The following is a 13,700-nucleotide window of genomic DNA, read 5'->3' as shown; positions in this document are numbered from 1 at the left end:
GCGGAAGTTCTTTTCATCTCGAGGAAATCATGCACGACATAACGAACACCTCAAAACGGCTCAATGAATCGCTTCACTTGCCGGTTCTGGTAATCATCGAGCCGCTCCTGTTGCCTCGCACATGCATGCTGAACGTCCTCAGGCGTGAGCTGGACCACCTTGAGATCCTTGACATGGCAACGGTCCAAAGCCTGGACTCTACGTCAGCCCGCGATGTTCGTCTGGTGGTGCTGAGTATCGCCGATAGGCCCATCGGCGATCCCTCGGTTGAGGACGATCTCGCCTTCGTTGCGGAGTGTTGTCCCAACGCCGCCGTTGCAGTCCTGTCAAACCATGATGACGAGCCGACCGTGCAAGCTGCGATGCAGCGGGGCGTGCGCGGCTTTCTTTCCACCTCGCTATCGATCGAGATCGCCATGGCTGGCCTGCGGCTTGTTCTTGTTGGTGGCGTCTACCGGCCGTTGCCCGTGGCCGGGACGAGCAGGATAGGGGATCTGGAGCCGTCGGATACGCGCGGGCTTGCGCCCGCATATCTGATGAACGAGGGAGTCGGAGTTGCTATCGACAGGAGCGTGACCGATCTCACGCCTCGTGAGCAACAGGTTCTGGCGGAATTGGAGCTCGGCCTGCCTAACAAGCTGATCGCCGCCAAATTGAACCTCTCGGAAAGCACAGTCAAAATGCACATCCAGCATATCATGAGGAAATGTGCTGCGCACAATCGCACGGAAGCTGTCCTCCGCTGGCGCGGTCGGTTGCCCGCGCAGAGTCGCGATGACGATCCCGGCGCAGCTCCAATGCTGGAAAACTAGTCCTCTCTGAATGCACCACGGAAGCTGTCGAGCAGGGGCCTGAGCGCGTAGAGAGCCACAGTACCGCGCCCTGTCGTGATGAACACTTGAACCGGCATACCGGGGACGATCTGGATGTCGTTTGCCGCGATCTGCGCGTCGTCGATCCGGATTTTGGTCGCGTAGTATGGCTGGTCGGTACGCTTGTCGAGGAGCCGGTCCGCGGATACGTGCACGACGGTTCCCTTCAGGCGAGGCACGCGACGCTGATTGTACGGTAGGAGGTGAACCTCGGCATTGAGGCCGGGATGAACCACGTCGATGTCCTCGGGCCTCAGGCGCGCCTTCACGATGAGGCGATCTTGCCGGGGTACCAGGTCCATGAGCGGAGCACCAGCTCCGATGACGCCGCCGGCCGTATGAATCCGCAAATCGGTTATCACGCCGTCTTCGGGCGCCTTGATCTCCGTTCGCGATAGCTCATCCTTGGCCGCAAGCAATCGCTCGCGGAGCTGGAATATCTGGTTCTGCGCTTCACGAAGCGACTGTGCGATCTCGTTCTGCCTCTCGCTCTCGAGCTTGAACAATGTGGCCTGCTGTTCGCTGATGACCTGCGCGGCGCGAGAAATCTGCGCGGCGATCTCGCCGCGGCGGCCCTCAACGTCGGCCAGCTCCCGCTGCAGGTTCAGAAGCCGCGGTCGCCGCTCGAGCCCCTTGTTGACGAGGGTCGCGACCATATCCAGTTCCTCCCGGACGATGTCGACCCGCTGCCCGGTGGCGCTCTCCTGAGCCTTGAGACCTTCGATCTCCTTCTCGACTTGACGCCTTCGTTCGCGAATGACCGTAAGCTGCGACTCGTGAACCTGCAGGCGCGCCTGAAAAATGAACTGCTGCGCCGACACCGCAGCGGCGGCCACCCCGTTCTGCTTGCTGTCCTGTTCCAGCGCGTCCGGAATTGCGATCCTTTCAAATCTCTGCTGCTCGGCTTGAAGCCGTGCGGCACGAGCAACTGCATCCCACAATTGGCCTTGAAAGCTTTGCATCTCCGAGGCGGCCCGGGTGTCGTCCAGCGCGATCAGCGTTTGGCCGCTTCGCACGATATCGCCATCCGAAACAAGGATCCTCCTGACGATACCGCCTTCCAGATGCTGAATCGTCTTGCGGCTCGACTCCGATTCCACGACGCCAGACGCGATCGCGGCGCTCTCGAGAGGCGCGAGGCTCGCCCATGTACCAAGCCCCAGCATGAAGCAGAGCACCAGCAGATTGCCCGCGACTGTGAGACCGCGAAGCCTTCCGCGCGGAGAGGTCGGCGTGGGCGTCGAGCACCATGGAAATTCCAGCGGCTCGAAATCGTCGATTGCGGTCACCACGACGCCAAATCGCCGGGCGGGCGCGGGGCGCGCCGGAGCTCGCATGAGCTGCTCCCAGATCATGGGAAGTCTCGAGACGGCGGGAAACTTCCGGATGATGAGAGAATTCCAGATCATGGCGCAATCTGCGAAGTAACTTGGGGGCGGCTCAGGTGCCGTTCAAAGATGTCCTCGCTGTCGCCGAATGCGGCGATCGCACCGTCTTCCATGATGGCAATTTTGTCCGTGGCTGCGAGGAGACCCATCCTGTGAGTGACGACGACAAGGATGACACCTGCGAGCTTCATGCGCTCGATGGCATCCAGGAGCATTCGCTCGCCCCCGTAGTCGAGGCTGGCGTTGGGTTCGTCGAGAACGATGAGGCGTGGACTGCCGAAAAAGGCGCGGGCAAGTCCGAGGCGCTGCCGATATCCGCGCGAGAAGTTTGTTTCGCTGTGAACCATCGTGTCGTAACCCTGCGGCAGGCGCATGATCGCCCCATGGATTCCGACGAGCTTGGCCGCTTCGACGACCTCCCGCCGGTCGGCATCTTCAAGGCGTGCGATGATGTCGTTGATCGTGTCGCCGAGCAGGTTGATATCCTGGGGGAGATATCCGAGGCGGTCGCCGTTTCGGCCCTCGCGAAGCAGCGGGACGCCGGTATTGTCGAGGAGGACACGGCCATCCGTTGGCATCGATAGCCCGGCGATCACCTGGCCGAGCAAGGATTTGCCTGACCCGGACGGACCGATAATGCCAAGACATTGTCCGGGCATGAGGCTGAACGAGACGCCGTTCAGCAGAAAATGGTCGGTCCCCGCAAGCCGCACGCTAACATTGTCGACGACGAGGCCGCTTCGCGCCTGCGGCGGAGGAACCTCCGCGCTCTGCTGCAGCGCGATGGGGAATGCGGCGAGAAGTGCGCCGAGCCGCTGACAGGCGCTCAGGGCCGTTACGAGTGATTTCCAGCCAGCGAGCGCACTTTCGACCGGCGCGAGCGCCCGGCTGAACATCAGCGTGGAAGCAAATATGATTGCCGGGCTCTTCCCGTGATCGAGGACGAGCCACGCGGCAGCCCCCATGATCAAGACCTGCGACAGCGCGCGAACCGGCTTGGTGGCCAGCATGACGATCTCGCCTCGCCGGAGTGCCACATCGTGCTCCCTGCGCGCGTGCTGCGCGTCACGGTGAATCATGCGCGCTGCGCTGTCGAACATTCCCATGGCGCGGATCATGTGGATGTTGCCCGCGGCCGTCTGGAGGCGGCCGCAGCTTCTGGACAGTGCGGCGCCGGATCTTTGCAGAACGTCTTCCGTGACCAGCTCTCCGGCAACCGTGAGCGCGAACAGGAAGGCTACGCAGCAGGCGCCCACCACGCCAAGCAGGGGATGGATCAGAAAGAGGACAAGGAGGAACAAGGGCGCCCAGAGCGCGTCGAACAGCAGCGTGCATGCGCCGGACTCGACGAACTGGCGCAGCACGGTGAGATCCCGATATGCGCCCGACGCTTGCGTCGAGTCGCTGCAAAACGCCGATTCGAGGCCGGCCGAAAGCACGCAAGGACGAAGGCGATCGTCGAGCCAGGCGCCAAGGCGTCCCAGGACGGCGCGCCGCAATGCATCGAACACGCCGCCCACGACCACTGTGATCGCGACAATAAGCGTGAGCAGAAGCAACGTGTCGCCGCTCCGGCTCGACAACACCCGGTCGTAGATCTGAAGAAGATAGATGGAGGGCGCAAACAGAAGCAGGTTGTAGCTGCAGCTATAGGCGAATACGAGACCGAGCGGTCCCGCGCAGGACCGGAGGGCCGCGTGCAGTGGCGTCCGGATCTGCGGCAGGATAGGCCACTGAAGGGGCGGCATCAGCATGATCGTTACCGCCTGAAATCGAGGTCCGGCGCACTTGACCGATGGCTAACGTCATCTGCCAACGGTATCGGCGGGGTATTGGCTCGAGCGTCAGGACCGGTGGCGGAAGCCACCGGTCCTGCCAGTCGGACGAGCCGATGGTCAGAACGTATCGAGATGGAAGCTCACCTCTCCGCCCACCGCCGCGTTGCCGTCTCCGCCATTGCCGCCGATGCCGGCCACGACCTCCTGGTGCTGATCCACCCAGACCTTGTTGATCTGGGTCGCATCCGTATTGGCGTATACCTTGGAGGTATCGTGACCGCTGTAGGATTTCTGGCTTCCGTTCGACTCGGCGTCTCCGCCATGGGCCTTCGAAAACCACGAGGCCTTCGCGTTGGCCCCGCCGGCATCCCAATCTGCCGTCTGCTTGACGTGATCGCCGGTGCTCACGTGCACGTCGGCACCTTCCGCCTTGTTGGTTGGATCGAAGTTGAGCGTCGGCTTGCTGATGATGGCTCCCTTGAAGGTGCCGTCGCCTCCATTTCCGACACTTTGACCACCGGTGCTGATCGATTTGAATTCGATCGAGTCCGAGATGCTGATCGCTTTGGGCAACATTTGAGCCTCCCTCTTTCTGCTGGCTTTCGCGCATCATCCACCCGATCGGACGGACGCGCGCGGCAAAGTCTGATCCGCCCAGGCGCGATGGCGATAGATGTCAAATCGGACACGATCCGGTTTGGTCGACCTACGTACGAAAGTACGACATTCGTCGCGCAACATCGGAACTCGAAACATCCGGGAGAGCCCGCAGGGCGAGCTTGCATGCGCAGAGTGTCGACGCGGCTCGCGATCGGGCTTGTGCGAGCGGCGCGATGTTTCGCTATCCCAGCAGGTGAAGATCCGACAGAAGGTGGGCGGAAAGATCGCCACCCAGCGCGAGATTGCCGTGGCCGCCGTCCCCGCCAAGTCCGGCGATCTGGATCGCACTCTGGTCGATGTGCACGTTGTTGACCTGATCGGCTACGGCCGTCGAATGGGGACCCGCGATTGCGATGTTGATGGGTGCATAGATCGCGACGCTGACATCGATCAGGCTGCCGGCAAAATAGCCCTTGCCGCCATTGCCTGCGCCGTTCGAACCGGTCGCGATCGTGTCGGAGCCGCCCCACAAGCCGTGGGAGAGAAGGCTTGCATGGCCGCCCGCCGCGGCGTTGCTGTTGCCGCCGTACCCGCCAATGCCGGCGATCTGAATGATGGATTGATCCACGTAGGCGTCATTTGTCTGAACCGCGTAAACGTTGGAACCATAGCCCGCGACTGCGATGTTGATCGGGTCGTACAGTACGAAGGAAGTATGGACGAGCCCGCCGTAGAACGCGCCATCGCCGCCATTGCCAGCCTGGCTTCCGCCCGTTTGAACGTCGAAGAAGCCCCCTCCGTTGCTTGATCCCCAACTGGGGTCGAGCGTGATGACGCTGCCGCCGGCGGCCACGTTTGCATTTCCGCCGCTTCCGCCGACGCCCGCGAGCTGAGCGGCCGATTGATCGATGTCGACCGTGTTCGATTGACTTGCAAGCGCGGTGCCGCCCGAACCCGCCACGGCAATGTTGATCGGATGATAGATCACCACGGGAGCGTCCACGATCGCACCCGAGAAATAGCCGCTGCCGCCGTTTCCGGCGCTGTTGTCGCCGCTCGCGATCACGCCGGCGCTCAAGGACGTACTGACGCTCCCTCCCGATACAATGTTGTCATTGCCGCCATGGCCGCCGACGCCGGCCACCTGAAGAGCGGATTGATCGACATTCAAATTGTTGGGCTGGTTGGCCAGGGCGACCGAGCCGTATCCCATACTCACCGAGATGTTGATCGGTTCGTAGATCAGCAGGGACGCGCGAATGATCCCTCCATAAAAGTAGCCATCCCCGCCGTTTCCCGCCGTGTTCGCCCCACTCTCGACCGAAGCAATGCCCGTCCCTGGATGTGATGCGCCGGCTGCAGGCTTCGTGGACGAAACGTCCAGGCCCGCCGCAGCGTGGTTGCCGGCGTGGCCGCCCGTGTCGACCCCCGACGTGGGATGTTTGGATTGAACCGGGTCGGCCTCGTGATGCTGGATGTTCGCGCTCGCGTGGTGGGCTCCAGGACCAGCAAATTGACCCGCAAGAGGGCCTGGACCATGGAGCAGAGCGCCACCGCCGACCTGAGCTACTAACGAAGCACTCGGCCCAGGGCCCGGTCCGCGCTCGCCATCGTAGCCATCGTGGTGATGCGAGGCGTGATGCAGTCGGATTCCATCCGACATCCGCGAAAAATCCATCGTAGCCTCCCTCATCGCGATCGCTCCGCGCGATCGGACGGGTTCTGCGCTCCGGACACAATGTCATCCCGGGAAGGTCGAATGCCCAGTCGTCAGTTCGGATATGGCGCTTCGTCGGGCACCCGTAACAACGGCTACATCCGTTCGGGTGGGCTACAGCCTTGCAAGCTTGCGCGGGCCGAGCTTGGAAGTGCGACCTTGAGGGGATGGCGAAAATGGACGATCGGGCTGGTGGAGAGGTCGTCGTAGGGTCTGTGGCCAAAACGAATCCACCGCAATGCCCGATTTAAGTCGCATTGCGACCTAGGTCACGGCCAAAGCTCGTGTTCGGGCAGGGGCGCAACACCGGGGTTTCCATGTCCGGTCATTTGCGATTTTGTTTCGCCGCTTTTGTACTTGTTGCAGGTCTCCCGACGTCATCAGCGTCTTCGAACCCATTTTCCGGATTCTTCAATGCCGGTCCCGCGACAGCCTCTGCGCCCACTTCCGCGGAAGTCGCGGAAGTGAAGTGCTTATCGCGGCCCGGCAGGTCGACCGCCGACGGCCAGCGCTGGGTCTATCGGGTGGAAGGCCGGCGCAGATGCTGGTTCCAGGTCGCCGAAGGGACAGAGTCGGTGAAGATGCCGGTGCGGTATAGCGCCGCCAGATATCGTGTTGCCATGGCCGAAGAGAACAAGACCGCGGCGCGCAAGCGGAAGGCGATGGTAGATGCGCGCGCGGAGCTGCAGCGCTCCGCAGCGGTGGACACGTCTCGGCCGAGCCCGTCCGCGCCCGTGCAGGTGGTTGATGCCGGTCCCATCCTTGCTACCGGGATTGCGACCCGCGTGTCGCCGGCCCCCTTCTCCAAACGCGCCGACCGGCTCACGCCGGACGAAATCGCGCCGCGCCAAGTCGACGTGGATGCACGTTTGGCAGCCGCGCCCGCCGCCAGTGACGTGGTTGCCGCCTCGGCGCCTTCGGCGACGCCGCTCGCCTTTTCCGCCGCCGAGGCGGGTGATGGCGGGCAGGGCTGGACCTGGCTTGGCATGCTGCTGATGGCCTTGGGGCTCGTCTCCGTCTTGACCGCGAGCCGAACCACTCGCTGGGCCGTGCCGCTGCCCCACCTTTATTTCGCTTGCCAGAGGCTGATGCTGGTCAAGACGCGACCTCGCGGGGAGGCTCGCTAGATCGAACGTTGAGCGGGAGTTTGATAACCATTGAAGCGATCAATGAGCGGCAGCGCGCGGCGTTTCTGTTGCAGCAAGGGAAAAACGAAAGCCTGCCAAGTGGTGATGATGATCGATTTACTGGTGGGCCCGGCAGGACTCGAACCTGCAACCAGACCGTTATGAGCGGCCGGCTCTAACCATTGAGCTACAGGCCCCGCCGCGAGGCGGCCATTTTTGCAAGCGGCCGGCAACGGTGCGCGGTTCGTTTACAGGGCCTGGGGCGGGGGTGCAATGCTGGCTCTGCTCAAACGGAACGCCGGGCGCCGCGTGGCAAGCGCGGCTCTTTGGTTGATTGCGGGATTCGGAATAGTCGCATTTTGCCATTGTTTTGCCCGACGAGTCAAACGGCTCTGCGATCATGTGCCGGCGGCTGTCCTTCCGTTTCCGTAACCCGCTGAAATTGCTCACGTCTTCTACTGTGCATGGGGTTGTTTTCGCACTTTTGTGGTGAGGGGCCCGCCGGTCCCCCGAACGTTTGCCGGCGAGCAACCGCACCCGCCGCGGGGCCCTAATCCACCGACACGCCGGCGAACTCGACCACCTTCCGCCACTTCTCGGTCTCGTCCGCGACCAGCTTGCCGAACTCGGCCGGCGTCATCGGCTTGGGGATGCCGCCGGTCTCCGCCAGGCGTGCCACCAGCTTCGGGTCCTTCAGCGCTTCGCCCACCGCCTTGTTGAGGATCTCGATGACCTCGCTTGGGGTGCCCTTCGGCGCGGAGATGCCGTAGAAGCCGACCGCTTCGAAGCCCGGCACGGTCTCGGCGATCGCGGGCACGTCGGGAACGCTCGGCCAGCGCTGCGGGGAGGTCACCCCTAGCGCGCGGACATTGCCGCCCTTGGCCTGCTCCAGCGCGGACGGCAGGTTGTCGAAGATCAGCTGCACCTTGTTGGAGATGATGTCGGGGAAGGCGATGGCCGAGCCGCGATAGGGCACGTGCACCATGTCGCATTTGGTCATCACCTTGAACAGCTCCGCCGACATATGCACCGAGGTGCCGTTGCCGGACGAGGCAAAGGAGACCTTGCCGGGATTGGCCTTGCAATAGTCGATGAACTCCTGAACCGTCTTCGCCGGAAACGCATTGGAGACGACCAGCATGTTGGTGAGCTGCATGATGCTGGCGACCGGCACGGTGTCGCGCAGGAAGTCGAACGGCAGCTTCTTGTAGAGCGAGGTCGAGATCGCATTGTTGGGTGCGACGAACAGCAGCGTGTAGCCGTCCGGCGGCGAATTGATCGCGGCGGCGGCCGCGATGTTGCCACCGGAGCCGGTGCGGTTCTCGACGATGAATTGCTGACCGAGGCGGTCCGACAGCCACTGCGCCATGATCCGCGCCACGATGTCGACCGGGCCGCCGGCGGAAAAGCCGATCAGCCAGTGCACGGGGCGGTCGGGATACGCAGCGGAGGCGCGCGGCGTGGCGCCGAAAAGCGTGGCAAGAACGACGAGCCCGAAAACACCATTACGCAAAATTCGCAACATCACGCCTCCCATTGCTTTATTGTCTTTGGGCGACATGCTTTCACAAAATCCGGCTGCTGCCTACATCGTCGCAAGTCGGTGTTGACGCAGGTCCGCGGGAGCGACCATGAGATTCGCAACGTTCATCCTCGTCAGTGCGGCGCTGCTCTTTGGCCCCGCTGCTGCCCAGACCGGAGGCACGGCCATTTCGATCACGACGATCAGTTTGGGCACCGCAACGCCCGGCGGCGGCTTTCCACTCTATGGCAACGCGTTCGCCGAGGTGATGAACGCAGCCGACCCGCAAATTTCCGTCGTCCCGCGCAACACCAAGGGCAGCAGCGAGAACATTCCGCTTTTGGAGAAGGGCGAGCTTGATCTCGCGCTGGTCGCAGGCGAGCCGGCCTACGAGGCCTTCGCCGGCATTGGCCGTGCGAAGGTGGCGCTGAAGATTCTCACCGCGATCTATTCCAACCCTGGCATGTTCGTGGTGCGGGCGGACAGTCCCTACAAGACGATTCACGATCTGGTCGGACAGCCCGTGGCCTTCGGCGCCAAAGGCTCGGGCCTGCCGATCCTGGCGCGCTATGTGCTTGACGGACTCGGCCTGAAGCAGGACGAGGATTTCAAGGCGGTCTATCTCGACCGCGCCGGCGACGGCCCGGCGATGGTCGAAGACGGCCGCGTCGCCGCGCTGTGGGGCGCCGGCATCGGCTGGCCCGGCTTTGCCGCGGTGGCATCAAGCGCATCAGGCGCGCGCTTCATTGCGCCTGAGCTGGACGAGATCGCGCGCATCCGCGCCAAGCATGCGTTCCTCAAGCCGCTCACCGTGCCGGCCAATACTTATCCGAAGCAGACGGAGCCGATCGCCTCGCTCGGCTCGTGGAGTTTTGTGCTGACGCGCGAGGATCTGCCTGACGATGTCGCCTATCGCCTCGCCAAGACGCTGCACGGCGTCGAGGCGACGTTCTGCAAGAAGCTCGCGCAGGCCTGCGAGACGACGGCCGCGAACACAGTCGCGGCAGCGCCGAAGCCGGAGCTGATCCATCCGGGCGTGATGACGTATTTTCGCGAGATCGGCGTGGCGAAGTGACGATCGCTTTAGGCGATCGTCACTTCTTCACCAGCGGACACGCCGGGTCCGGCGGCCCGAACGCCTTGTCGCCGGAAATGGTCGTGAGGATCTTGTAATAGTCCCAGGGATATTTGCTCTCCTCCGGCGTCTTCACCTGCACCAGCCAGAGGTCGTGCACCATCAGATTGTCCTCGCGCAAGCGGCCGTTGCGGGCGAAGAAATCTTCGATCGGCTTCTCGCGCATTTTTGCGGCGACCTTGAGCGGATCGTCTGTGCCGGTTTCCTTGATCGCGTTGAGATAGTGCATCACGCTGGAATAGACCCCGGCCTGCCACATCGACGGCATCTTGTTCATCTTGGCGAAATACCGCTTCGACCATTCGCGGGTTTTGTCGTCCATGTCCCAATAGAACGACGTCGTCAGGAGCAGGCCCTGCGCAGCCTGCAGGCCGAGGCCGTGGATGTCGGTGATCAGCGCCAGCAGCGCCGCCATCTGCTGGCCGCCCTTGAACACGCCGAACTCCGAGCCGGTCTTGATCTCGTTCATGTTGTTGGGGGGGCCGGCGGCAATGCCGATGATCTTGGCCTTGGAGGCCTGCGCCTGCAGCACGAAGGAGGAGAGGTCGGGCGTCGCCAGCGGGGGCCGGACCGAGCCCAGCACCTTGCCGCCATTGGCGGTGACGACGGCGGAAGCGTCGCGCTCCAGCGAATGGCCGAAGGCGTAGTCGTCGGTAATGAAGAACCAGCTGTCGCCGCCGCGCTTGACCACCGCATCCGCTGTGCCGACCGCGAGGGCGCGGGTGTCGAACACCCATTGGATCGCATAAGGAGAGCAGAACTTGCCGTGGAAATCCGCGGTGCCCGTGGAGTGGGTGATGAACAGCCGCTTCTTCTCGTTGGCGACGTTCTGCACCGCGAGCCCGACCGCGGAGACCGGCACGTCGACGATCAGATCGACCTGGTCGACGTCGTACCAGCGCCGCGCGATCGTGCCGCCGATGTCGGCCTTGAGCTGGTGGTCGCCGATCACGACGCTGATCGGCTTGCCGAGCACGGTGCCGCCGAAATCGTCGATCGCCATCTGCGCCGCCGTCACCGAGCCCTGGCCGGTCGGTGCCGAGGCCGGCCCGTTCATGTCGGTGAGCACGCCGATCTTGACGACGTCGTCGGACACCTGCGCCATTGCGGCATCCGGCAGCAGCGCCGCCGCCGAGAACGTCGCGGCGAAGGCGGCCGCGACCGGCAGTCCAAACCTGATTGGATTCATGGTTCTCCTCCCCTGATCCGGCTCGTTGGCCGGTGTTGCCCGGGTATGCCCGGCTGAATTGGTTTCTTTTGCAACTATTTGGGGGCGGGCGTCAATGTCAGGCGGCGAAGCGGCTCCGTCGGGCCGGCGAAGGGTCGTAGCCGGTGGGCTCCTTGGCACGCTGGCGCGGCCGCCCTTCGCCGAGCAGCCGGGCAGGGCCTGCATGGCGGGGCGGAAATAGCTACGCTGCCGCATCGCGAGGTCGAGCGCGCCGCCGCCGCGCGCGGGCGATGCCGCAATCGGTCTGGCCGGCGCAGAGCGCAAGGAGCCCCGATGCGTCACGAGTGCGGCGCAATCGATCATCATCATGATCCCGTCAAGCCAATGGGAACCCGATCATGGCCGTCCGCCGCCTGTCCGTTGCATTCGCACTTCTCTGCGGCCTTGCCGCGGGCGTTGCGGCGTCATCCGCTGAGGAGCGCGGCATCGTCCTCGCGTCGACGACGGCGACGCAGGAGTCCGGCCTGCTCGATTATCTGCTGCCGATCTTCCGCGCGAAGACCGGCATCGACGTGACGGTGATCGTGCGGCGCGCCGATGAAGTACTCGAGGGGGCGCGAAGGGGCGAAGTCGACGTCGTGCTGATGCATGCGCGACCGCAGGAGGAGAAATTCGTCGCCGACGGTTTTGGCGTGAAGCGCCTCGACGTGATGTACAGCGATTATGTGCTGATCGGGCCGAAGAGCGATCCCGCGGGCGTGAAGGGCAAAGACATCGCGACCGCGCTGAAGGCGATCGAAGCCAAGGGGACGCCGTTCATGACGCGCGGTGACCGCTCGGGCACCCATGCCGCGGAGCTCGCGCTCTGGATCGTCGCCGGCATCGACATCGCGAGCGCCAAGGGCGCCTGGTATCGCGAGGCCGGGCCCGGCATGAAGGCAGCCCTCGAGGCCGCGCGCGCCGCGAACGCCTATGCGCTGTCGGACCGCGGCAGCTGGATCTCGTTCAGGGATCGCGGCGATCTCGGTATCGTCGTCGAAGGCGACAGGCGACTGCTCAATCAGTACGGCGTGATGCTGGTGAACCCCGACAAGTTTCCGAACGTGAAGAAGGACCTCGCGCAGACCTTCATCGACTGGCTGACCTCGCCGGAGGGGCAGACCGCGATCGCCGGCTACAAGATCGACGGGCAGCAGCTGTTCTTCCCCAATTCGGACAGGTCCGGCGGGTAATGTCCGTAGCACTGGCGGTTGCCAAACCGGGCGATGCATGGTCCATCATGGCGCATGATTCAGCGCCTGCCGTCCTCGCTCACGCCGCTCGACGCTGCGCTCGCCGCGTTGCTGCGAGGCGTCGATCCTGTCGCGCCGATGGAGTTGCCGCTGGCGGAAGCGAGCGGCTGCGTCGCGGTGGGCGCTCCGCTGCTTGCCGCCTATCCCCCGCGCGACATTGCCGCCGCAGACGGTTGGGCGCTCTCCGCCAATGATCTCGTCGGTGCGTCCGCGTATTCGCCGCTGCCACTGGCGATGGCTCCTGCATGGGTCGATGCCGGTGAGGCGATGCCGGAGGGATGCGACTGCGTGCTCGACGCCGGTGCGGTCGAGCTGTCAGGTCCGCTCGCGCAGGTGTTGGCCGAGGCCGTGCCGGGGCAGGGCGTCAGGCGGGCGGGAAGCGACGTCGCAGCGCACACGCCCGCCGGCGCCGAGGGCTATCCGATCGGCGCGGCCGATCTGCTGATCGCGCGCGTCACGCATCTGGAAAAGTTCAGCGTGCGGCGGCCGCGGCTGCGCATCGTCAACGTGCCCGGCGCAACGGCAACGGCGCAGATGATCGCCGGGATCGCGCGCGCGTCGGGGCTGGAGGTGAAGACGTGTGAGGCCGGCGCGCGCGACGGAGCATCGATTGCCGAGACGCTCGACGCTTCCTCCTGCGATCTGCTGCTGACAGTCGGCGGCAGTGGCGTCGGCCGTGGGGATGCAGCTGTCGCGGCGCTGGCCCAGCGTGGCGAGGTGCTTGCCCATGGCCTTGCGCTCCAGCCTGGACGCACCGCTGCGGTCGGCCGGCTCGAAAAGGTTCCGATTGTCGCCTTGCCCGGCTCGCCCGATCATGCGCTCGCGGCCTGGCTCGCGCTCGTGCTGCCGCTCATCGATCACTTGTCGGCGCGCCGGCCACGCCGACAGCTGACCTTGCCGCTCGCACGCAAGATTGCATCCGGTGTGGGCATCGCAGAAATGGCCCTGCTGGTCGAGGAACATCATGCGTGGATGCCGCTTGCCGTGGGCGAATGGCCGCTCCAGGCCATCGTGCGCGCCGATGCATGGCTGCTCGTCCCCGCCAGCCACGAGGGATTTGCGGCGGGCACGCCGGTCGGTGCCTATCTGATGCGGGAATGA

General features: G+C 64.1%; 11 protein-coding genes and 1 tRNA gene. 5 read left to right on the top strand and 7 right to left on the bottom strand.

Annotated features, from left to right (window positions below):
- Positions 1–29: 29 nt before the first annotated feature.
- Positions 30–812 carry a response regulator transcription factor gene (locus tag IVA92_RS09610; protein ID WP_247280801.1) on the top strand — a complete coding sequence of 261 codons (783 nt, stop codon included), beginning with the start codon at positions 30–32 and terminating at the stop codon, positions 810–812.
- On the opposite strand, the gene IVA92_RS09605 is transcribed toward IVA92_RS09610, so the two are convergent.
- The 4 genes from IVA92_RS09605 to IVA92_RS09590 all read right to left on the bottom strand — a co-directional run bounded on the left by IVA92_RS09605 (position 809) and on the right by IVA92_RS09590 (position 6,316).
- On the bottom strand, positions 809–2,227 hold the full coding sequence (locus IVA92_RS09605) for an HlyD family type I secretion periplasmic adaptor subunit (protein ID WP_247280800.1): 1,419 nt from the start codon (positions 2,225–2,227) through the stop codon (positions 809–811). The genes IVA92_RS09610 and IVA92_RS09605 overlap by 4 nt on opposite strands.
- A gap of 50 nt (positions 2,228–2,277) precedes the next feature.
- Entirely contained in the window at positions 2,278–4,014 is a 1,737-nt protein-coding gene (locus IVA92_RS09600; protein WP_247280799.1) for an ATP-binding cassette domain-containing protein, read from the bottom strand.
- Positions 4,015–4,155: 141 nt separating this feature from the next.
- The gene (locus tag IVA92_RS09595; RefSeq protein ID WP_247280798.1) at positions 4,156–4,614 is read right to left on the bottom strand and encodes a hypothetical protein; all 459 of its coding nucleotides are present in this window, start codon (positions 4,612–4,614) and stop codon (positions 4,156–4,158) included.
- A 265-nt stretch (positions 4,615–4,879) separates the two neighbouring features.
- The gene (locus IVA92_RS09590) at positions 4,880–6,316 is read right to left on the bottom strand and encodes a hypothetical protein (protein WP_247280797.1); all 1,437 of its coding nucleotides are present in this window, start codon (positions 6,314–6,316) and stop codon (positions 4,880–4,882) included.
- A gap of 614 nt (positions 6,317–6,930) precedes the next feature.
- Here IVA92_RS09590 and IVA92_RS09585 point away from each other — a divergent pair.
- Complete coding sequence (locus tag IVA92_RS09585) at positions 6,931–7,482, top strand: hypothetical protein (protein ID WP_247280796.1); 552 nt, start codon at positions 6,931–6,933, stop codon at positions 7,480–7,482.
- A gap of 121 nt (positions 7,483–7,603) precedes the next feature.
- Here the strand turns inward: IVA92_RS09585 and IVA92_RS09580 are convergent.
- Together IVA92_RS09580 and IVA92_RS09575 are read right to left on the bottom strand one after the other, a co-directional pair.
- Positions 7,604–7,679: transfer RNA gene (locus tag IVA92_RS09580), tRNA-Ile, on the bottom strand.
- Between the two features lie 353 nt (positions 7,680–8,032).
- Complete coding sequence (locus IVA92_RS09575) at positions 8,033–9,007, bottom strand: tripartite tricarboxylate transporter substrate binding protein (protein WP_247280795.1); 975 nt, start codon at positions 9,005–9,007, stop codon at positions 8,033–8,035.
- A 106-nt stretch (positions 9,008–9,113) separates the two neighbouring features.
- On the opposite strand from IVA92_RS09575, the gene IVA92_RS09570 reads away from it, so the two are divergent.
- A complete protein-coding gene (locus IVA92_RS09570) occupies positions 9,114–10,079 on the top strand; it encodes a TAXI family TRAP transporter solute-binding subunit (protein ID WP_247280794.1) in 966 nt (321 codons plus the stop codon).
- Positions 10,080–10,098: 19 nt separating this feature from the next.
- Here the strand turns inward: IVA92_RS09570 and IVA92_RS09565 are convergent, their stop codons facing one another.
- Positions 10,099–11,328: an ABC transporter substrate-binding protein gene (locus IVA92_RS09565; RefSeq protein ID WP_247280793.1), complete on the bottom strand. Its 1,230-nt coding sequence runs from the start codon at positions 11,326–11,328 to the stop codon at positions 10,099–10,101.
- A gap of 377 nt (positions 11,329–11,705) precedes the next feature.
- On the opposite strand from IVA92_RS09565, the gene IVA92_RS09560 reads away from it, so the two are divergent.
- Together IVA92_RS09560 and IVA92_RS09555 are read left to right on the top strand one after the other, a co-directional pair.
- Positions 11,706–12,539, top strand: a complete 834-nt coding sequence (locus tag IVA92_RS09560) for a substrate-binding domain-containing protein (RefSeq protein WP_247280792.1) — start codon at positions 11,706–11,708, stop codon at positions 12,537–12,539.
- A gap of 54 nt (positions 12,540–12,593) precedes the next feature.
- Positions 12,594–13,700, top strand: coding sequence for a molybdopterin-binding protein (locus IVA92_RS09555; RefSeq protein ID WP_247280791.1), 1,107 nt, complete (start codon positions 12,594–12,596; stop codon positions 13,698–13,700).

This window comes from Bradyrhizobium sp. 154 (assembly GCF_023073875.1).
Classification (GTDB): Bacteria; Pseudomonadota; Alphaproteobacteria; order Rhizobiales; family Xanthobacteraceae; genus Bradyrhizobium.
The sequence above is the reverse complement of the archived record's forward strand: the minus strand, read 5'-3'. Positions and strand labels throughout refer to the sequence as shown.